The organism is Bradyrhizobium sp. RP6 (genome assembly GCF_003837805.1).
GTDB lineage: Bacteria > Pseudomonadota > Alphaproteobacteria > Rhizobiales > Xanthobacteraceae > Bradyrhizobium.
This window is the reverse complement of sequence record NZ_RQIT01000015.1, coordinates 149,542-168,511: the sequence shown is the minus strand read 5'-3', so window position 1 is coordinate 168,511 and position 18,970 is coordinate 149,542. Positions and strand designations below refer to the sequence as shown.

Below are 18,970 nucleotides of genomic sequence, written 5' to 3'. Positions count from 1 at the left end.
CGGATCGTCCCGGAATGACGGTCATTGAATCACACCGTCTTCTCCGGCCACCGGCAGAGATCGTTGATCAGGCACACCTCGCAGCGCGGCTTGCGCGCGAGGCAGGTATAGCGGCCGTGCAGGATCAGCCAATGATGGGCATGCAGCATGAACTCTGCCGGGATGACCTTTTCGAGTCCGAGCTCGACCTCGAGCGGCGTCTTGCCGGGCGCAAGTCCGGTGCGGTTGCCGACGCGGAAGACATGCGTGTCGACCGCCATGGTGTGCTCGCCGAAGGCCATGTTGAGCACGACGTTGGCGGTCTTGCGCCCGGCGCCGGGCAGCGACTCGATCTCGGCACGCGTGCGCGGCACCTGGCCGCCGAATTCGCTGAGCAGCTTCGCCGACAGCGCGATCACGTTCTTCGCCTTGGTGCGGTAGAGACCGATGGTCTTGATGTATTCGCGCAGACGCTCCTCGCCGAGATCGAGCATCTTCTGCGGGGTGTCGGCGGCCTCGAACAAGGCGCGCGTCGCCTTGTTGACGCCGGCGTCGGTCGCCTGCGCCGACAGCACCACCGCGACCAGCAGCGTGAATGGATTGACGTGCTCGAGCTCACCCTTCGGCTCCGGATTGGCCTTGCGGAAGCGGCTGAAGACCTCGCGGATCTCGGCCGGCGTCCAGGGTCTTGTGCCTCTGAGCGATTTCTTCGCGGGCGCTTTCGGTTTCGACGCGACCGGCTTTGCCTTTTTCTTCGGCACCGCCGCTTTGCGCGGGGCCGGCTTGCGGGTGATTTTCGCCATGATCGGGATATACTGACGGACGATGAGCACAGGCAACGAAATTGCGCGCAGCGATTCCGAAGATCCATGCGACGTGCAGATCTTCTCCGCGCGGCTGACGCCGCACCGCTCGCTGAACCGCACCGGCTTTCTCGCCGTGATGCTGTTCCTGAGCGTCGTGAGCTTCGTCACCGGCTTGGCTTTCCTGATGATGGGCGCCTGGCCGGTGTTCGGTTTTTTCGGCCTCGACGTGCTGGTGATCTGGTGGGCCTTCAAGGTCAATTTCCGCGCAGCGCGGGCCAGCGAGGAGATCGTGGTTACACCATCGGAACTTCGGGTGCGGCGCGTCAGCCATCGTGGCCAGGTTGCCGAATGGACATTCAATCCGCTCTGGGTCCGGCTCGACCAGGAGGTCGACGAGGAATACGGCATCGAGCACCTCTATCTGATCTCGCGCGGCCGCCGGCTGCTTATCGCCGGCTTCCTCGGGCCTGAGGAAAAAGCAAGCTTTTACAATGCATTGGTTGGAGCCTTGAACGCCGCCCGGCGTGGCCCGACATATAATCCGGTGACCTGAGCACAGTCGGAAATCGGGTGGTTTCGAGCCAACCCTTCTCCTACATTTGCGCTCATGATGACCCTCGCGATACACGACCAGCGCCTGGCCAAGCCGGGCACCCAGAACGCCGCGTTGCGCGACTATGATTCGGTGCGCCGGGCGATCGCCTTCATCTCGGCGAACTGGCGCGCGCAGCCGACCATCGAGGCGATGGCGGATGCCGCCGGCGTCACGCCAGACGAGCTGCACCATCTGTTCCGCCGCTGGGCCTCGATCACGCCGAAGGCCTTCATGCAGGCGCTCACCCTCGACCACGCCAAGAACCTGCTCAGGGATTCCGCCAGCATCCTCGACGCGGCGCTCGACTCAGGCCTGTCGGGGCCGGGCCGGCTGCACGATCTCTTCGTCACCCACGAAGCGATGTCACCGGGCGAATGGAAGAACGGCGGTGCCGGCCTCACCCTGCGCTACGGCTTCCATTCCTCGCCGTTCGGCACCGCGATCGTGATCGCCACCGATCGCGGCCTGTCAGGTCTTGCGTTCGCCGATCACGGCGAGGAGCAGATCGCACTCGCCGACATGACGCGGCGCTGGCCGAACGCCACTTATGTGGAAGATCACGAAGGCACCGCACCACTCGCAGCGCGCGTCTTCGACCCCAAGCTGTGGCGGCCGGACCAGCCGCTGCGCGTGGTCCTGATCGGCACCGATTTCGAGGTGCGGGTGTGGGAGACGCTGTTGAAAATTCCGATGGGACGCGCGGTGTCCTATTCCGACATCGCCTGCAACATCAAGAGTCCGAAGGCCTCGCGCGCCGTCGGCGCTGCCGTCGGCAAGAACCCGGTCTCCTTCGTCGTGCCCTGCCATCGCGCGCTCGGCAAGAGCGGCACGCTCACCGGCTATCATTGGGGCATCACCCGCAAGCAGGCGATGCTGGGTTGGGAAGCCGGGCAGCTGGGGATACAGTAGTTCTTCTGCCTCTCCCCGCACGCGGGGAGAGGGAGAAATCAGCCCGCCAGATCGAGCTTCGAGGCTACCGTCGAATCCGCGTTGAGCCGGTAGATGATCGGCACGCCGGTGGCGAGCTCGCGCTTGAGGATGCCTTCGGGCGAGAGCTTCTCCAGCACCATGATCAGCGCGCGCAGCGAGTTGCCATGGGCGGCGACCAGCGTGCGCTTGCCGTTGAGCACGGCGGGCAGGATCTCCTGCACGTAGTACGGCAGCGCGCGCGCGAGCGTATCCTTCAGGCTTTCGCCGCCCGGCGGCGGCACGTCGTAGGAACGACGCCAGATCAGCACCTGGTCCTCGCCCCATTTCTTGCGCGCATCGTCCTTGTTGAGACCGGAGAGATCGCCGTAATCGCGCTCGTTCAACGCGAGGTTCTTCGAGGTCGGCAGACCGGTCTGGCCGAGCTCGGCGAGGATGAGATCCAGCGTGTGCTGCGCGCGCGTCAGGACCGAGGTGAAGGCGACGTCGAACACGAGACCCTGTGCCTTCAGCTTGCGGCCGGCTTCCTTGGCTTCGTTCACACCGAGCTCTGTGAGATCAGGGTCCTTCCAACCCGTGAACAGGTTCTTCAGATTCCATTCGCTCTGGCCGTGGCGCACGAGCACGAGAAGACGTTCGCTCATTGACTGCTTTCCGTTAGGTTCGCTCAGATGTCGGAGAGGCCGAGCACGTCGGCCATGGAGTAGTGCCCTGGCTTTTTGCCGTGCGCCCACAGCGACGCCTTCAGCGCGCCATGGGCGAAGAGCATGCGGTCCTCGGCCTGATGCGACAGAGTCAGGCGCTCGAACGGGCCGAGGAAGCTGACGCTGTGATCGCCGGCCACGGTGCCGCCGCGCAAGGACGCGAAGCCGATATTGCCCGGCCTGCGCGCGCCGGTGATGCCGTCGCGCCCGCGCTCGGAATGGTCGTCGAGGGTGACACCGCGGCCGCTGGCTGCGGCCTGGCCCAGCATCAGCGCTGTGCCCGAGGGCGCGTCGACCTTCATGCGATGATGGGTTTCGACGATCTCGATATCGAAGCTCTGGTCGAGCGCCTTGGCGACGCGCTTGACCACGGCGGCGAGCAGATTGACGCCGAGGCTCATATTGCCCGATTGCACCACGACGGCGCGATTGGTGACGCTCTTGATCACGGCGTTGTCGGAGCCGGACAGCCCGGTCGTGCCGATGACGTGGACGATGCCGCGCTCGGCGGCAATCGCGACATTGGCGATGGTCGCCGCCGGGACGGTGAAATCGAGGATGCCGTCGGCATCCTTGGACATTGCCCAGAGATCGGCGGAGAGCTTGATGCCGTTGGCCGGCAGGCCTGCGAGCACGCCGGCATCCTTGCCGAGCAGCTCGGAGCCCGGCGCCTCCAGCGCGCCCGCCAGCACCGCGCCCTTGCTCTCGGCAATCGCCCGCGTCAGCGCCCGGCCCATCCGGCCTCCGGCTCCTGCAACAATCAAGCGCATGTCGGACATGGTGCGATCCTTTCCATGGCCCTAATACCGGTCGCGGGCGGTTTGAGCAACCGATGGAACTGCCGGGATGCGCGGACGAGGAGTTTTAGCGACGGGCGGCCAATTGCCGTCCCTCCGCAGACCAAAGGAAAACATCAGATCAACGCGATTGAACCGGGAGTTCCCAGAGTTCTCTCAAGACGACCTGGCCGGCCTGCTCAACGGTATATTCCGCCTTGTAGGTGCCCGGATCCCAGCCATTGGCGGGGCGCTTTCGACCCGTGAATAGAAAAGCTTGCGCTTTATTGTGCTCGACGGGCGCGGCGTTGTTCTCGGCAATCATCTTGCCGGACGGACTGCTGACGACGAGTCGCTGAAGGTCGCCTGATTTCAAACCGATGACACGGACAAAAGCGACAATTGCTGCCGATGTCGCCGATGGCAATTCCGCATCCATTCTTCCATCCTCGATGAATTCCATCGTCACCGGGGCACTCGCAAAACCCGTGTTCAGAACGGCCCGTTCTTGATAGCGGAGCCGCGCCTGTAGTGCGGGATCCCAGAGCATCTCTCCTCCACCGCACGACTCCGCGCTCGAGCCGTAAGCGAAAGGATCTATGATCGAACCGTTGTGCCGGACCGTGAAGTGGAGGTGAGGATATTCGGTCAGACCCGATAGACCTACTCGACCGAGCGGCTGCCCTCGTGTGACGGAATCGCCGGGCTTCACCCGAAGACTGCCCGTTGCCAGATGACAATATTGCGTCTCCCAATGGTCTTCGTGTTCGATCAAAGCGCCATTGCCACATTCGACATCACGAACAGCCTCGCGCGCGGACTTGTGAAACGCACCGTCCGGCAGATTTTCCCGCGTTCGAACAACGCGTCCGCTTGCGGAGGCGAGAACGTCAACGCCAATCCGTTGGGCCTGCAGCGAGGGGAGCCGAAAGTCAGTTCCGTTGTGCCCATCGTATGTCAGCGTGCCACACTTGTAGTCCCTTGCTGCCGGAGATGAGTCTCGATCCGTATAATTCTGAATGTAGCACGTCTTGCCGGGCTCGCAGGCGATCGGCATCCCCAGTTGGATGCTTTCGGCAAGGGCATTTCCAGGGACTGCGAGCACAAGGACCACAATCACAGGCGAAAGAAGAAAAGAGATTGCTGCGAGCGGACAGGTTGGTTTCATCATGAACGCTTCGAACATCGATCTTGAAGTCGTCGATAAGGCCTCTCCAAGTATTGCACCTATCCGCTCAACCGAGAGGCGGACCCAAGACCGCGGACCGACTTCTCGCGCAGGCCCGAGCCGAACGGCGATTGCGTGAGATGATGAAGCACAAAGAACTCGGATTGCCGGTTGATTCCCAATTTGAGCATTATGCGCTTGGTGTAGGTTCTCACAGTTGCTTCGGTTAGCCGGAGGTCAGCACCGATCTTTCGCGGACACTTGCCTTGAAGGATCCGAGTGACAATCCGCTCCTCCGCGCAATTCAAACCAAAAGCTTCGGCAATCCGGCGCGCTCCCGATACCTCGTCGAATTGCGGCACGATGACAAGCGCTTTTCGGGGATCAAAAGGCGGCGGCGCAGCTCCGATTCTGGCAAAGGCAAACCGCTCGCGCTCGGTTGAAAGAGCCACGGTTGTATCCAGCCACTCCCGATCGGCGCGCGAACTCAATGATTCGCGTATCGCCTCCCTCAAAGCGGCCGTCACCGAACTGTTATGCCCGGCCAACTTGTCTCCATTCACCTTGAGGAGTTCGCCCTTGGCCATCAGCGATTGCGCGCTGCCGTTGATTTCGTGAACGCGAAGCCCTTCGTCAACGATGAGGGCAGGAAATGCCAAGACTCCAAGCCAGGCCGCCGCATCTTGTTGGCGTTGCTGTGATCGCGCAAGATCGTGCGCAGTCTCCCAGATCGCACGCACCGCGCGCACCAGGCATGGAACCTCAGCCCGGGTGAGTCCCGCTTGACGCCATCCCGCGACAAAGACGACGGTTACGCCGTCGCAAGCGGCGAACCTCCCTATCACAGAATGACCTTTCAAATCCGGCTCGGGTCCGATCAGCTTTCGCACGAAAGTCGTACGCATATGGACGGGTTCGAGCAGCGTACAACCTGTACTAGCGCCCTTGCGAGCAATTCGCGCTACCATGGCCGCACACGAATGATCGATGGTCGCTTGCCCGATCCGCGCCTGTAGCAGTTGTTGACCGGAAGCTCGATGCGTCGCCGCTGCAACATAGCAGCTGCGGCATTCGAGGAGCTTTGCAATCCCCCGACCAAAATACTCCATCGTAAGGTGGCCGACGCTCTGGTCGGCAGGCTTCGCAAATTGCTCGACCAGACCCTCGGCATCGATCGTCGAGCGTGTGCTGTCGGTGCGGTAGAAACTAACTTTGTTCTGCCAATGGGGCAGTACCTTGCCATCCTCGTGCAAGCACTCCTCCCGCAATATCGATGCAGCCGGCTTTACGCCAGCAGCCTAACTCTCTCTGAAAGCGCGGTGGATGCGCAGCACCATAGGCTGCAGCAAATACTCCGCAAAGGTTCTTTCTCCCGTCTCGACGAACACCTCGACGGGCATTCCGGGCAATAACGACGAAAGGTAGTGTGCTGTCTGCGTTGTGGTACCTAGCTCGAGTTCCGCCATATAGGTGGCCGCGCCCGTCTTCGGATCATTCAGAGCATCTGCGGCAACTGCAACGACCTTCGCATCCAGCATCGGTATTCGCCGGATGTTCAACGCGAGGACGCGCACACGTGCGCTCTGCCCCACGTAAACCTCTTGCCGATCCGTCGGCTTCAGCGTTGCCTCGATGACAAGCCGATCTTGGAGGGGGACGATTTCCAGAAGAGTTTCTCTAGGTGCAAGCACGGCACTGAGGTCCCTGCTGTTGAGGCCGACGACTTTTCCACTTTCGGGTGCACGCAACTCGGATCGAACAAGCTGATCGCGCAACGCGGCAATTCGATGTCGAAGATCGCCAATCTCTTCGCTGGTGGCATGCAACTGCTTGGCGATGTCCTGCTTCTGATTCAACTCCAACTGCCGACGCCTATCGTCCAATTCGGCGATCTTTGTTCGTGCCTGCGAGATTGATGCTGCATTGCGGGCCATTTGCCCTTCCGTTTCAGCCTGACTTCGTTGCAGAGCCAGTAAACGCGGCTTGCGCGCGAGGCCCTTCGCGAGCAAGGCGCTCGTGTCCGCGATTTCTTCCTTCAGAAGGGCAAGTTGCTGCTCTGCCCCATTCGTGTCGCCCTGCAGGCCACGAATAGTATCCTCCGATTGCAACATCTGCTGATCGATCTGCTTTCGCTCACCCTCGATCGCGGTCAACCGCGCCGCAAATTCCGCTTGCTGGGTTTGGACGGCAACGCCCGCGGCCGCAGCAGAGCTCGTTCGCAGTTCGTCCGGAAATCGTATTGCTTTTCTGCCGGCCTGTTCAGCGGTCAATCGCGCTTCCATCGCCAGGTCCGCGAATAATTTCGTTTCAAGCGAGCCGAGCATCGCCTCGATCTGCGTGGTGTCGAGCCGCGCAATAACTTGACCAGCCTGGACATGATCATTTTCTCTGACCAGGATGGACTTTATGATACCTCCCTCGAGATGCTGCACAGCTTTGCGCTTCGAGTGCACTTTGATGAAGCCGGACGCCACGACGGCGCTGCGGAGCGGAACGGTGGTCGCCCAGACGCCGATGCAGCAGAACTGCAGAATGAGCAACACACACCCCCACGTCACGATGCGCCTCATGTCGGAGCGTGGTTCGCTGAATGCTGCCCACCGATCGCCGGTCACCACTTGGCGGGGCATTACGATGTTGCGACCATGGTCTTGCGACGTCATCGGCCTGCTCCTCCGGTTCGAAGCACGCGGGACTCTGCTTCGCGGTGGAGGTCGTTCGGCTTTGGGATCGGTGTGACGTCAGATAGACGGAGCGGCAGAACCGTGCCGGGCGGACCAAACGCGAGCTGCATGCCATCTCTGAGCAGCAGTACGGCATCGGCGATCGTCAGGAGGCGCGGCCTGTGCGTCACGATGACCAGCGTTGCGCCTCGCGCCTTGACTTGCAAAGCCGCAGAGCAGAGCGCTTCCTCGCCCTCCGGGTCGAGGTTGGCATTCGGCTCGTCCAGCAGCATCAACTTGCGGTCGCCGTAGAAGGCTCGCGCAAGACCAATCCGCTGGCGCTGGCCACCTGAGAGCTTGCTGCCGTCGCGCCCGATCTCGGTCTGATAGCCAGATTGCAGGGACAGGATCATGTCATGCGCTTGCGCGAGCATCGCTGCCGCGGTGATGTCTTCGTCGCGCGCGCTTTCGTCGAATCCGGCGATCGCTTCTGCCACGGTGCCGCCAACGAGCTGCACGTCCTGGGGAAGATATCCGACGAACTTGCCGAGTTGATCGGAATCCCAATTGTGGAGTGCGGCGCGATCCAGTCGGATTGTGCCGCTACTCGGCGGCTCGAGAGCCGCCATCAGCCGCAGCAGGGTCGATTTTCCAGCACCCGTTGGACCTATGACAACCACAATTTGTGAGGGTCGGCACTCAAAGCTTATACCTGCGAGAATGGGGCGTTTGGCTCCAGCGGGCCGGTAAGCCACGCGATCGATGACCAGCCAGCCGGACGGCATCGGAAGCAAGGTCTTTCTGTTCCGCGCCAACACCGGCGCGGCGGCGGCCTGGACCTGCGTCCAAGCCTCCTGCGCGGATGCGAGCGCGCGCCATGCCGAGATCAGGCTTTCCATGGGCTGGAGAGTGCGTGCGACCAGGAGTGAACTGGCAATCAGGCTGCCCGACAGCACCTCATTTTGAAGCACCAGCCAAGCGCCCGCTCCGATCGCGGCAATCTGCAGGACCGTTCTGACCATGCGCGCGGCAGCGCCAATCGCATAGACACGTTCACTGGCTCGTACAACGGGCGACAGTGCGTGATCGTTGAGCCGCATGAATTCGCGAACTGCGCCGAGAGTCCACCCCATCGCGCGCACGAGACTGGCATTTCGGACGATCCCATCCAGGGTGGCCTGCGTCCGCAAGGCGGCGCCCGAGGCGTCGGCCATTTCAGTGCGCGCGATCCGCCAGCTGATGATGCCCATCACCAGCAGAATTGCCGTCCCGACCAGAGCGATGGCGCCGTACCAGGCGTGGAGGAAGAATAGAATGAGAATGAAAGCAGGGAGGAAAGGCGCATCGATGAGCGTTGTAACGGTGCCGCTTGACAGAAAGTTCCTTAGCTCGCGGACTTTGACAAGATCGTGCGTCTTCCCGTCGCCGCGACTTGCCGAGTCCACGATGGTGCCTTCGAGAACAATTGGTGCGACGCACCGCTCGAAGCCAACTGCGAACCGACTGAGGAGTCGGTTACGCAAGATATCGAAAGCGGCGCTAAAGACGAGAGCCACTGCAGCGATCATCGTAAGACCGACGAGCGTTTCAACGCTACCGCTGCTGATCACTCGATCGAACACCTCGATCGAATAGAACGGAACGACCAGAAGAAGCAGGTTCACCGAGATGCTGAAGGCCACGACCCACACGATTGCGGACCGCCCCGGAATCAATCCGAGCAGCGATCTCTTACCAGTCGCGGGGCTCTCAGGCGGACGCAAATACATGACCGGCAGGCAATGTTACCGACTGACTAATACAGATTGCAGAAATGCAACGGGCGGGGCGGACCGGTAGCCGCCCCGCCGAACGCGCCTCACACCACTTCGATGACCGTGGCTCCCGCAGCCACATTGATGTCGTCGATCGTCGTGAACGGCGTAGCGCCTCCCGTGACGCCGTCGAGTTGAATCGTTCCGAAGCCGAAGTCGAGCACGGTATTGGTGCCATCGTCGTCGACGACGATCGAGTTCGGATCGAATCCCGGTGCAGCATCAACTTGTATCAGGTCACCATCGGTGAGACTGAGATCCGTTATCTCGTCATTGCCGAAGTTGGTGGCGGTGTTGTCACCGAAATTATAGGTATCGGCGCCCGCACCACCTGTCAGCACGTCGTCTCCCGTACCCCCGTTGAGGACGTCGTTGCCGTTACCGCCATTCAGCTCGTCATCGCCTGCGCCGCCGGCGAGCGTATCGTTGCCATTTCCGCCCGCGAGCGTGTCGGCTCCGTCTCCGCCGTTTAGCGTATCGTTGTTGTCGCCGCCGGCAAGCGTATCGTCGCCCGCGTCGCCGTTCAGCGTATCATTGCCCGTGCCGCCGCTGAGCTCGTCCGCGCCGTCACCACCATTCACAGTGTCATCCCCGGCTCCGCCCGACATGGTGTCGTCTCCGGCGTCGCCGAACATCGTGTCGTTACCGGCACCGCCATCCATAAGGTCGGCTCCGGCGTTTCCATGCATGGTGTCGTTGCCAGCATCGCCGTTCAGCGTGTCATTGCCAGCGCCTCCATTCAAGACGTCGTCATCTGCGCCGCCGTTCAGCGTGTCGTTTCCGAGGCCGCCGTTCAGCGTGTCATTGCCCTCGTTGCCGTTGAGGACATCGTCGCCGATACCTCCGTTCAACGTGTCGTTTCCGAGACCGCCGTTCAGGGTGTCATTGCCGGCATCGCCACTCAGCGTGTCATTGCCCGCGTCTCCCGAAAGGGTGTCGGCTCCAGCGCCGCCGTGGATGGCATCATCGCCATCTCCGCCGCTTATGGAATCGTCGCCTGCGTCGCCAAAGAGCTGATCGTTGCCCAGGCCACCATCAATCGTGTCATTGCCTGCGTTGCCGTGGATCGTGTCGAGGCCAGCATTGCCCGAAAGATTGTCGTCTCCGGCACCGCCGCTGATGGTATCGTCACCGTCGCCACCGGTGATCGTATCCACACCAGCGTTGCCATTCAGAGTATCGTTGCCAGCGCCGCCATCGATGTTGTCGTCACCCGCGCCTCCGCTCACGAGGTCGTTGCCGTCCAACCCTGTGATCGTATCGTTGCCTGCCAGCCCGTTGATTTCGTCGTCAGCTGCTGTTCCAGGAATAATGTCGTCGCCTGCCGTTCCGTTGATGAGTGCCATGACTTCCGCTCCTTGATTCAAGGTTTTCGTGATGCGGGGTAGGCTGATCTCCGATGAGGGACGTGGTGCCTTGCTTGGGCTGACCTCCCATCGTCCCTGTTGTACAGTTCAAGCAAAGCAACCTTGAATGAAGATTGGGCAGCGTCGCAATCCCCATTTGGGGACAAAAGAATCGTTGCGAAGATGCTGAGTGATTGGCGCCACGGGGCAGGTGCAAGGCGAATCTCCCCTTCAGGCAAGGTCCTGGAACCGCTCGGCAGCACCCGGCGGGGATTTGCCCCGCCGCCGATCTCGCCACAATTTGGCGAGCCGGCGGCTCAGGCGAGGACGGTCGCTGATCAGGTGCCTACACTGACGAGTAGCAGATGACCGCGGCGTTCCCTTTTACGACGGCTGCGGGCCGTCATAGCCTTCGATGATGATGAGGTCGGCGACCGAGTGCGGCTGGCGCACCTTGATGTTCGCCTGGTACTCCGGCGAGTTGTAGCACGCGAGCGCGGTCTCGTAGTCCGGAAATTCGATCACGACGTTGCGGGTGCGGCTGGCGCCTTCGACGGTGGTGAACTTCCCGGCGCGAACGACGAAGCGGCCGCCCCATTTCTTGAAGATCGGACCGTTGGCGACGGCGTAGGGCTTGTAGCCCTCGTCACTGCTCACATCGACACGCCCGATCCAGTAGCCCTTTGCCATTGTTCTCTCCCTTGTTGATTAGCTGAGCGCTTGCACGATCTCGGCCTGGATTGCATCGGCCGCCGCCTTGGGATCGGACGCATCGAGTATCGGCCGTCCGACGACGAGATAGTCGGCGCCCGCAGCGATCGCACGCGCCGGCGTCATGACGCGCTTCTGGTCGCCGGTCGGTGCGCCCGCCGGACGGATCCCAGGCGTGACGATGCTCATCTGATGGCCGACGATCTTGCGCAAGGCACCCACCTCTTCCGGCGAGCAGACGAGTCCATCGATGCCGAGCACCTGGGCCTGCTGCGCGCGCGCTTCGACCAGCTCGGAAACGCCGAGCCGATACCCGGCCGCGTGCAGATCGTCGTCGTTGTACGAGGTCAGCACTGTGACCGCGAGAATCTTCAAGCTCGATCCGCCACGCCCTATGACCGCCGCCTTCATGGTCTGCGGATAAGCGTGGACGGTGAGGAAAGTCGCCCCGAGCTTGGCGACACTCTCGACACCGCGCATCACGGTGTTGCCGATGTCGTGCATCTTGAGATCAGCAAACACCTTCTTGCCCCTGTCGGCGAGCTTGCCGATCAGCGGCAGGCCGCCGGCATAGGCGAGCTGATAGCCGATCTTGTAGAACGTGACGCTGTCCCCGAGCCTTGCGACCATCGCCTCCGCAGCCTCCGGGCTCGAAACATCGAGCGGAACGATCAGGCGGTCCTTGGGGGCGATCTCGGCTGGCGTCATATCACCTCACATCATGCGTTGGGAAACGTCGATCAACTGCGCTACCAGCTCCTTCAACGCGGCGGTATCGCCCTCATTCTTCAGTCTGTCCATATCGTCATAGGCCTGGTCGGCAAAGGCGAGCGTGAGCTGGCTGGCAATCACATTGGCGTGGCAGGAGGCGAGAATCAGCCGCAAGGCCTGGAGCGCCCGGGCCGCGCCAAGGCGGCTCTGCGAAGCGCCGGCGAGCGCGAAGACGCGATTGCGGAACACCTGCCCGCGCGCTTCGTGCAGCTCGTGCACGCGGCTGACCCAGTCGATCGCGTTCTTGAGCAGCGGCGGCACCGAGGCGTTGTATTCGGGCGAGACGATGAGCACGCCGTGATGGGCGCCGATCATGCGCTTGAGATTGATCGCGTGCTTGGGAACGCCGGATTTGGCCTGGAGATCGCCGTCATAGATCGGCAGCGGGAAGTCAGCGAGCGAGATGCGGGTGACGTCGACGCCGGCCCGGGCGAATTCATAGGCGGCGACCGCGGCCAGCTTCGCATTATGCGAGCCGGTGCGCAGCGAGCCGGGAATGATCAGGATTTTGGGCGCGGACATCCAATCCCATGCGTTCGGCGAAACGGGCCCGCCGCGCAAAAGGAAGAGCCGGCGGAATTAGTCCTTGCGATACACCCAGACGCGAGCCGGCGGAAGGTTCATCCAGATCCGTTCCGAAGCCTCTGTGGACACGCCGGGCAGCGATTTCGGGATCGGCGGCACCACCGCATAGGTGAACTGGATGAACGGCGCACCGGGCGCGAGCGCGTTGAAGGCGTCACGGATGAGCCGCAGCCGCGTCAGCATCGGTTTTGTGACGAGCGGCAGGCCCGAGACTACTGCGCTGGCCGGCGCGCTCAAGACATTCCAGAGCGTGTCGCGAAGGCGATAGGCATCGCCCTGCACCACCTTGGCTTGTGGGTAGCGGTCGCGCAGCAGCGCGCAGAATCCGGGATTGTATTCGACGAGGACGAGACGCTTCTGATCCACGCCGCGCTCGATCAAGGCCGAGGTGATGGCGCCGGTCCCGGGCCCGAGCTCGACCACGGGCGCGTCCGAATCGACATCGACGTAATGGGCCATGGTCCGGGCCAGCAGCTTGCCCGACGGCATCACAGCGCCCATGTGCAGCGGCTTTTCGATCCACGATCTGAGAAAGCGCACCTCGTCGTCAAGACGAGGCTTCTTCAACGCACGCGCGGACGATGGCAATGGCATGTCGGGACCGGACGGGACCGCGGGAGCGGCGTGTCAGAAAATGGTCATAAAGACGTATAGGCCGAAGGCGGCACGGTCAAGCCGAGTCAACTCGCCCGATTACCGAAGAAATCCTTGACCTTGGCGAAGAAGCCATCGGATTCCGGCTGGGTGTTGCCGGAGGAAAGCTTTTCAAACTCGGCCAACAATTCCTGCTGCTTCTTGGTGAGGTTCTGCGGCGTCTCGACCACGACCTGGACATACATGTCGCCGGTCTGGCGGGAGCGGAGCACCGGCATGCCTTTTGATGCAATGCGAAATCGGCGGCCCGACTGGGTTCCGGCCGGCACCTTCACCTTGGCCTTGCTCTTCTCGATCGTCGGCACCTCGAATTCGCCTCCGAGAGCGGCGGTGACCATCGAGATCGGCACACGGCAATGCAGATCGGCACCGTCGCGCTGGAAGAACTGATGCTGGGCCAGCGAGAGGAAGATGTAGAGGTCGCCGGGCGGGCCGCCGCGGACCCCGGCCTCTCCCTCGCCGGCGAGCCTGATCCGTGTGCCATCCTCGACGCCTTGCGGAATGTTGACTGACAGCGTGCGCTCGCGGGTGACCCGGCCCTGGCCAGCGCAGGCCGGGCAGGCGTCCTCGATCATCTGACCGCGCCCCTGGCAGCCGGGACAGGTCCGCTCCAGCGTGAAGAAGCCCTGCGACTGCCGCACGCGGCCGGCGCCGCCGCAGGTCGAGCAGGTCTTCGGCTTGGTGCCGGCCTTGGCACCGATGCCCGAACAGGCCTCGCAGGTGACCGAGACCGGAATCTCGATCTGCGCGGTCTTTCCGCCGAACGCTTCCTCGAGGGTGATTTCCATGTTGTAGCGCAGGTCGGCCCCACGCTCGCGGCCGCCGCGACCGCGCTGGCCGGCCATGCCGAACAGGTCTTCGAAAATGTCGGAGAACGAGGAGGCGAAGCCCGCGCCGAAACCGGCACCGCCGCCGAAACCGCCGCCCTGCTCGAAGGCGGCGTGGCCGTAACGGTCATAGGCGGCGCGCTTGTCCTTGTCCTTCAGGACCTCGTAGGCCTCGTTGATTTCCTTGAACTTGACTTCGCTGGTCTCATCCCCGGGATTGCGATCGGGATGGAATTTCATCGCCAGCTTGCGGAACGACGATTTCAGCTTGCCTTCGTCGGCGTCGCGTTCGACTTCCAGGGTCTCGTAGTAGCAGCGCTTGGTGGACGTGGACATGATGAGCTCGGTCTATCCAATCGCGATTCAAGTTGGCGCGAAACAACGCTGACACATGGCGATATAGGCGCCCCTCGACCTTGCGGCAGAGGGCAGCATGGCAGCGCTGAGAATAACGGCTGGGAATTGATCGATCGTAGCGGGAGCGTGCCCCGGCGACCTCGACACGACAGCCTCCCCCGCGAAGGGGGAGGCCGAAGAAGCGTGTGGGGTCCAAGCCGCCCGCATCATCACCCTCTCGGGGTTCAGGCGGACTTCTTGTTGTTCTTGTCGTCGTCGACCTCGGTGAACTCCGCATCGACGACGTCGTCCTTGGCCGCATCCTTCTTGGCGTCGGCCTCGGCCTGCTGCTTGTACATGGCCTCGCCGAGCTTCATCGAAGCCTGCGCCAGCGTCTGCGTCTTGGCCTTGATCGCCTCGGCATCGTCGCCCTTCAGCGCTTCCTTGAGGTCGCTGACGGCATCCTCGATGGCGCGGCGCTCGCTCTCGGCGACCTTCGAACCGTGCTCCGCCAGCGCCTTCTCGGTCGAATGCACCAGGCCATCGGCCTCGTTCTTGGCGGTCACGGCCTCGCGGCGCTTCTTGTCCGCCTCGGCATTGGCCTCGGCGTCCTTGACCATCTTCTCGATGTCGGCTTCCGACAGACCACCCGAGGCCTGGATGCGGATCTGCTGCTCCTTGCCCGTGGCCTTGTCCTTGGCCGAGACGTTGACGATGCCGTTGGCGTCGATGTCGAAGGTCACCTCGATCTGCGGCATGCCGCGCGGAGCCGGCGGGATGCCCATCAGGTCGAACTGGCCGAGCATCTTGTTGTCGGCCGCCATTTCACGCTCGCCCTGGAAGACGCGGATGGTGACGGCATTCTGATTGTCTTCAGCCGTCGAGAACACCTGGCTCTTCTTGGTCGGGATCGTGGTGTTGCGGTCGATGATGCGGGTGAACACGCCGCCCAGCGTCTCGATGCCCAGCGACAGCGGGGTCACGTCGAGCAGCAGCACGTCCTTGACGTCGCCCTGGAGCACGCCGGCCTGGATCGCGGCGCCGATCGCCACGACTTCGTCCGGGTTGACGCCCTTGTGCGGCTCCTTGCCGAACAGCTGCTTCACGACTTCCTGGACCTTCGGCATGCGCGACATGCCGCCGACCAGAACGACTTCGCCGATTTCACCGGCGGTGACGCCGGCATCCTTCAGCGCCTTGCGGCAGGGCTCGACGGTCTTCTGGATGAGGTCGTCGACCAGCGCCTCGAACTTGGCGCGGGTGAGCTTCATCGTCAGATGCTTCGGACCGGTCTGGTCCGCGGTGATGAACGGCAGGTTGATCTCGGTCTGCGTCGTCGAGGACAGTTCGATCTTGGCCTTTTCAGCGGCTTCCTTCAGGCGCTGCAACGCGAGCTTGTCGTTGCGCAGGTTGATGCCCTGCTCCTTCTGGAACTCATCGGCCAGATAACCCACGAGGCGCATGTCGAAGTCTTCGCCGCCGAGGAAGGTGTCGCCGTTGGTCGACTTCACCTCGAACACGCCGTCGCCGATCTCGAGAATGGAGATATCGAAGGTGCCGCCGCCGAGGTCGTACACGGCGATGGTGCCGGCCTTGGTCTTGTCGAGGCCATAGGCGAGCGCGGCCGCGGTCGGCTCGTTGATGATGCGCAGCACTTCGAGGCCCGCAATCTTGCCGGCGTCCTTGGTCGCCTGGCGCTGGGCGTCGTTGAAGTAGGCGGGAACGGTGATGACGGCCTGGTCGACCTTCTGGCCGAGATGGGCTTCCGCGGTCTCCTTCATCTTCTGCAAGATGAACGCCGAGACCTGCGAGGGCGAATAGGTCTGGCCGTCGGCCTCGACCCAGGCGTCGCCGTTGGAGGCTTTCACGATCTTGTACGGGACGAGCTTCTTGTCCTTCTCGACCATCGGGTCGTCGTAGCGGCGGCCGATGAGGCGCTTCACTGCGAAGAAGGTGCGCTCGGGATTGGTGACGGCCTGGCGCTTGGCCGGCTGGCCGACGAGGCGCTCGCCGTCGTCAGTCACGGCGACGATCGAAGGCGTCGTGCGCATGCCTTCGGAATTCTCGATGACTTTGGCGTTCTTGCCATCCATTACGGCGACGCACGAATTCGTGGTGCCGAGATCGATCCCAATGACCTTTCCCATGGTCCTGATACCCTTCTTTTTGCGGCAGGTTGGCTGGGCCCAGAAGGCACCCGAACCGAAACCCCCTAAGATCAAACATCCGCGATATTGCGATGATTGAGGCTCATATAGGAGGGGGGGAGGAGCCCGCAAGGACCGAAGCTACGTTTCTGCCGCGAAAACATTGGGTTTTGGAAGATGATGTCCGGGCCCCACCGCCCTTGCGGGAGAGGAATTATTAACAGGTTCGGGCTTCGGCAAGCCTCCGTTACCGCAACGGGCCCGCCCTGTTGCGGCAAGGCCAAACCCGCTAAAAGGCGGACCGGCCGGACAGCCGGCGCCACTGCTTCACGCGACAAAGCGGCCCGGTGGCCGACCATCGAACGGCCTCAATGTGAACCAATCAGAGTGCCCATGAAGCTGATCCGCCCCCTCGCCGCGCTCGCCCTCCTCGCCGCCTCCGCGTGTCCGGCCTTCGCCGCCGACGCCGTCTTCCCCCCGGGCTTGCGTCTCGGCATGGTGCCGTTGATCGGCCTCAGCACGGCCAAGACCTTTCCGGGCTTCGAGAGCGAGGATGGCAGCGTCAAGGTGCTGGTCACCGAGCTGCCGCCGGCGGCCTATGGCGAGGTCGCGAGCGCCTTCAATTCCAATCCCGCCGGGACCAACGGCGTCACGCAGGACAAGATCGAGACCCCCGCGGGCCTCGCCTATTTCACCACCGAAAGCGGCAAGGCCGGCGATACCCCGGTGAAGCGCTATTCGATGATCGTGCCCGGCGCCGGCTTCTCCGGCTATGTCGCGGTGCAGATCCCGGAGAATGCGACCAAGATCTACACGGATGAAGCGGTGCGGCAGATGTTTGCGAGCACCGTCACCCGCAGGCAGGTCTCGGCTGAAGAGCAGATCGCGCTGATGCCGTTCAAGATCACCGATCTCGCCGACTTCAAGGACATCCGAACGCTCGCGCCGGGCAGCAGCATCATCCTCGCCGACGGCGATGAGAGCACGGGTTACGAGTCGAAGCCGTTCATGATTCTCGGCGTGATCGGCGCCACCCCGCAAGCCGCCGACGACCGCGCCCGCTTCGCCCAGGAGGCGGCGCTCCAGATTCCCGGCGTGCGCGAGTCGCGCATCACCATGTCCGAGCCGATTCGCATCAACGGCCAGCAGGGCTTCGAGACCCGGATCGACGGCGTCAGTGGCAAGGACAAGATCCCCGTGACCGTGGTGCAGTGGATCCGCTTCTCGACTGGCGGCGCATCATTGCGCATCATCGCCAGCGCCCCACGCGACCAGTGGCTGCCCGCCTTCACCCGCTTCCGCGCCGTCCGCGACGGCATCCAGCCGAAGGGCTAGCCTGCATCCGCAAGCGCAACGCGCGTCCTTCCTCGCTCGAGGAGTACGCTTGTTCGCGCACGCCTCGGAGGGTGAAGGTCGAGCCGCAACTGCGGGGGCCTACATGGTTCGAGACGGCGCTTGGCGCCTCCTCACCATCAGGTTCGATCAGTTCGGCGCGCTGTTCGATTCATTGTTGTTGGCGGCGGGGGCTGCCTTCGCACCGCCCTTGGCGACACCGACCAGCGCCGGGCGCAGCACGCGCTCGCCGATGGTGTAGCCGGCCTGCATGACCTGCACCACGGTGCCCGAGGGCACCGACGCGTCAGGCACTTCGTACATAGCCTGGTGGAAGTTCGGGTCGAACTTCTGACCCTGCGGATCGAGCTTCTTCACGCCATGCTTCTCGAGCGCGCTGTGCAGCGAGCGTTCGGTCAACTCGACACCCTCGATCAGCGCCGTAAGGCCGGGATCGGCCGCGGCACGCGCTTCCGCCGGAACGGCATCGAGCGCGCGCTGGAGATTGTCGGCGATGTCGAGCACATCGCGAGCAAAGCCGGTGATGCCATAGAGCCTCGCGTCGGCGACCTCCTTGCTGGTGCGCTTGCGCAGATTCTCCATCTCGGCCAGCGTCCGCAGCATGCGGTCGCGCGCCTCGGCGGCTTCCTTCTGCAACGTCTCGGCCGAGCCGGGCTCGGGATCGTCAGGCATGATGTAGGGCTTTGACACCACGGGCTCGCCGGTCGCTGCAGCCGTGTCTTGAGGTTGCCGGTCTTGCTCGGTCATCGGCTCTAATCTCGAACTCGTTTCCAGGGATTGTTGGCCCGGATATCGTGCCTAAGCTCGC

General features: G+C 62.9%; 18 protein-coding genes. 3 read left to right on the top strand and 15 right to left on the bottom strand.

What is annotated here, in order from left to right; all coding sequences use genetic code 11:
* Window positions 1-29: 29 nt before the first annotated feature.
* Window positions 30-782 (bottom strand): endonuclease III, encoded by a 753-nt coding sequence (gene nth / locus EHH60_RS24925; protein WP_199751957.1) that lies wholly within the window; start codon window positions 780-782, stop codon window positions 30-32.
* Window positions 783-804: 22 nt separating this feature from the next.
* Here nth and EHH60_RS24920 point away from each other — a divergent pair, with 22 nt between their 5' ends.
* Window positions 805-1,338 carry a DUF2244 domain-containing protein gene (locus tag EHH60_RS24920; protein ID WP_124162045.1) on the top strand — a complete coding sequence of 178 codons (534 nt, stop codon included), beginning with the start codon at window positions 805-807 and terminating at the stop codon, window positions 1,336-1,338.
* 54 nt (window positions 1,339-1,392) lie between these two features.
* Window positions 1,393-2,289, top strand: coding sequence for a methylated-DNA--[protein]-cysteine S-methyltransferase (locus tag EHH60_RS24915; protein ID WP_124162044.1), 897 nt, complete (start codon window positions 1,393-1,395; stop codon window positions 2,287-2,289).
* A 38-nt stretch (window positions 2,290-2,327) separates the two neighbouring features.
* Here the strand turns inward: EHH60_RS24915 and EHH60_RS24910 are convergent, their stop codons facing one another.
* The 13 genes from EHH60_RS24910 to dnaK all read right to left on the bottom strand — a co-directional run bounded on the left by EHH60_RS24910 (window position 2,328) and on the right by dnaK (window position 16,809).
* Window positions 2,328-2,951, bottom strand: a complete 624-nt coding sequence (locus tag EHH60_RS24910) for a 2,3-bisphosphoglycerate-dependent phosphoglycerate mutase (protein ID WP_061023579.1) — start codon at window positions 2,949-2,951, stop codon at window positions 2,328-2,330.
* Window positions 2,952-2,974: 23 nt separating this feature from the next.
* Complete coding sequence (gene dapB, locus EHH60_RS24905) at window positions 2,975-3,790, bottom strand: 4-hydroxy-tetrahydrodipicolinate reductase (RefSeq protein WP_124162043.1); 816 nt, start codon at window positions 3,788-3,790, stop codon at window positions 2,975-2,977.
* Between the two features lie 139 nt (window positions 3,791-3,929).
* The gene (locus EHH60_RS24900; RefSeq protein WP_245454576.1) at window positions 3,930-4,973 is read right to left on the bottom strand and encodes a M23 family metallopeptidase; all 1,044 of its coding nucleotides are present in this window, start codon (window positions 4,971-4,973) and stop codon (window positions 3,930-3,932) included.
* 41 nt (window positions 4,974-5,014) lie between these two features.
* Window positions 5,015-6,208, bottom strand: a complete 1,194-nt coding sequence (locus tag EHH60_RS24895; RefSeq protein ID WP_124162042.1) for a helix-turn-helix transcriptional regulator — start codon at window positions 6,206-6,208, stop codon at window positions 5,015-5,017.
* 45 nt (window positions 6,209-6,253) lie between these two features.
* Window positions 6,254-7,618, bottom strand: a complete 1,365-nt coding sequence (locus EHH60_RS24890) for an HlyD family type I secretion periplasmic adaptor subunit (RefSeq protein WP_245454575.1) — start codon at window positions 7,616-7,618, stop codon at window positions 6,254-6,256.
* Window positions 7,615-9,300: a type I secretion system permease/ATPase gene (locus tag EHH60_RS24885; RefSeq protein WP_245454574.1), complete on the bottom strand. Its 1,686-nt coding sequence runs from the start codon at window positions 9,298-9,300 to the stop codon at window positions 7,615-7,617. Before EHH60_RS24885 ends, EHH60_RS24890 begins: the two co-directional genes overlap by 4 nt.
* Before the next feature lie 176 nt (window positions 9,301-9,476).
* Window positions 9,477-10,778, bottom strand: a complete 1,302-nt coding sequence (locus EHH60_RS38585) for a calcium-binding protein (RefSeq protein ID WP_199751952.1) — start codon at window positions 10,776-10,778, stop codon at window positions 9,477-9,479.
* A 384-nt stretch (window positions 10,779-11,162) separates the two neighbouring features.
* Entirely contained in the window at window positions 11,163-11,468 is a 306-nt protein-coding gene (locus tag EHH60_RS24875) for a DUF1330 domain-containing protein (RefSeq protein WP_124162040.1), read from the bottom strand.
* An 18-nt stretch (window positions 11,469-11,486) separates the two neighbouring features.
* Window positions 11,487-12,197 carry an orotidine-5'-phosphate decarboxylase gene (gene pyrF / locus EHH60_RS24870; protein WP_124162039.1) on the bottom strand — a complete coding sequence of 237 codons (711 nt, stop codon included), beginning with the start codon at window positions 12,195-12,197 and terminating at the stop codon, window positions 11,487-11,489.
* Window positions 12,198-12,203: 6 nt separating this feature from the next.
* Window positions 12,204-12,782 (bottom strand): NADPH-dependent FMN reductase, encoded by a 579-nt coding sequence (locus EHH60_RS24865; protein ID WP_124162038.1) that lies wholly within the window; start codon window positions 12,780-12,782, stop codon window positions 12,204-12,206.
* A gap of 57 nt (window positions 12,783-12,839) precedes the next feature.
* Entirely contained in the window at window positions 12,840-13,439 is a 600-nt protein-coding gene (locus tag EHH60_RS24860; RefSeq protein ID WP_124162037.1) for a class I SAM-dependent methyltransferase, read from the bottom strand.
* Between the two features lie 86 nt (window positions 13,440-13,525).
* Window positions 13,526-14,662, bottom strand: coding sequence for a molecular chaperone DnaJ (gene dnaJ / locus EHH60_RS24855; protein WP_124162036.1), 1,137 nt, complete (start codon window positions 14,660-14,662; stop codon window positions 13,526-13,528).
* 245 nt (window positions 14,663-14,907) lie between these two features.
* Window positions 14,908-16,809 (bottom strand): molecular chaperone DnaK, encoded by a 1,902-nt coding sequence (dnaK, locus tag EHH60_RS24845; RefSeq protein ID WP_025033017.1) that lies wholly within the window; start codon window positions 16,807-16,809, stop codon window positions 14,908-14,910.
* 393 nt (window positions 16,810-17,202) lie between these two features.
* Here dnaK and EHH60_RS24840 point away from each other — a divergent pair, with 393 nt between their 5' ends.
* Window positions 17,203-18,144, top strand: coding sequence for a hypothetical protein (locus EHH60_RS24840; protein ID WP_199751949.1), 942 nt, complete (start codon window positions 17,203-17,205; stop codon window positions 18,142-18,144).
* Between the two features lie 147 nt (window positions 18,145-18,291).
* Here EHH60_RS24840 and grpE read toward each other — a convergent pair whose 3' ends face one another.
* Complete coding sequence (grpE, locus tag EHH60_RS24835; RefSeq protein WP_124162034.1) at window positions 18,292-18,909, bottom strand: nucleotide exchange factor GrpE; 618 nt, start codon at window positions 18,907-18,909, stop codon at window positions 18,292-18,294.
* Window positions 18,910-18,970 lie beyond the last annotated feature (61 nt).

Coding starts and splice junctions, on each gene's coding strand:
- grpE (WP_124162034.1), bottom strand. CDS start 18,909: ATGACCGAGCAAGACCGGCAACCTCAAGACACGGCTGCAGCGACCGGC.
- nth (WP_199751957.1), bottom strand. CDS start 782: ATGGCGAAAATCACCCGCAAGCCGGCCCCGCGCAAAGCGGCGGTGCCG.
- EHH60_RS24865 (WP_124162038.1), bottom strand. CDS start 12,782: ATGTCCGCGCCCAAAATCCTGATCATTCCCGGCTCGCTGCGCACCGGC.
- EHH60_RS38585 (WP_199751952.1), bottom strand. CDS start 10,778: ATGGCACTCATCAACGGAACGGCAGGCGACGACATTATTCCTGGAACA.
- EHH60_RS24920 (WP_124162045.1), top strand. CDS start 805: ATGAGCACAGGCAACGAAATTGCGCGCAGCGATTCCGAAGATCCATGC.
- EHH60_RS24910 (WP_061023579.1), bottom strand. CDS start 2,951: ATGAGCGAACGTCTTCTCGTGCTCGTGCGCCACGGCCAGAGCGAATGG.
- pyrF (WP_124162039.1), bottom strand. CDS start 12,197: ATGACGCCAGCCGAGATCGCCCCCAAGGACCGCCTGATCGTTCCGCTC.
- dapB (WP_124162043.1), bottom strand. CDS start 3,790: ATGTCCGACATGCGCTTGATTGTTGCAGGAGCCGGAGGCCGGATGGGC.
- EHH60_RS24915 (WP_124162044.1), top strand. CDS start 1,393: ATGATGACCCTCGCGATACACGACCAGCGCCTGGCCAAGCCGGGCACC.
- EHH60_RS24840 (WP_199751949.1), top strand. CDS start 17,203: ATGAAGCTGATCCGCCCCCTCGCCGCGCTCGCCCTCCTCGCCGCCTCC.
- EHH60_RS24890 (WP_245454575.1), bottom strand. CDS start 7,618: ATGACGTCGCAAGACCATGGTCGCAACATCGTAATGCCCCGCCAAGTG.
- dnaJ (WP_124162036.1), bottom strand. CDS start 14,662: ATGTCCACGTCCACCAAGCGCTGCTACTACGAGACCCTGGAAGTCGAA.
- EHH60_RS24900 (WP_245454576.1), bottom strand. CDS start 4,973: ATGTTCGAAGCGTTCATGATGAAACCAACCTGTCCGCTCGCAGCAATC.
- EHH60_RS24875 (WP_124162040.1), bottom strand. CDS start 11,468: ATGGCAAAGGGCTACTGGATCGGGCGTGTCGATGTGAGCAGTGACGAG.
- dnaK (WP_025033017.1), bottom strand. CDS start 16,809: ATGGGAAAGGTCATTGGGATCGATCTCGGCACCACGAATTCGTGCGTC.
- EHH60_RS24860 (WP_124162037.1), bottom strand. CDS start 13,439: ATGCCATTGCCATCGTCCGCGCGTGCGTTGAAGAAGCCTCGTCTTGAC.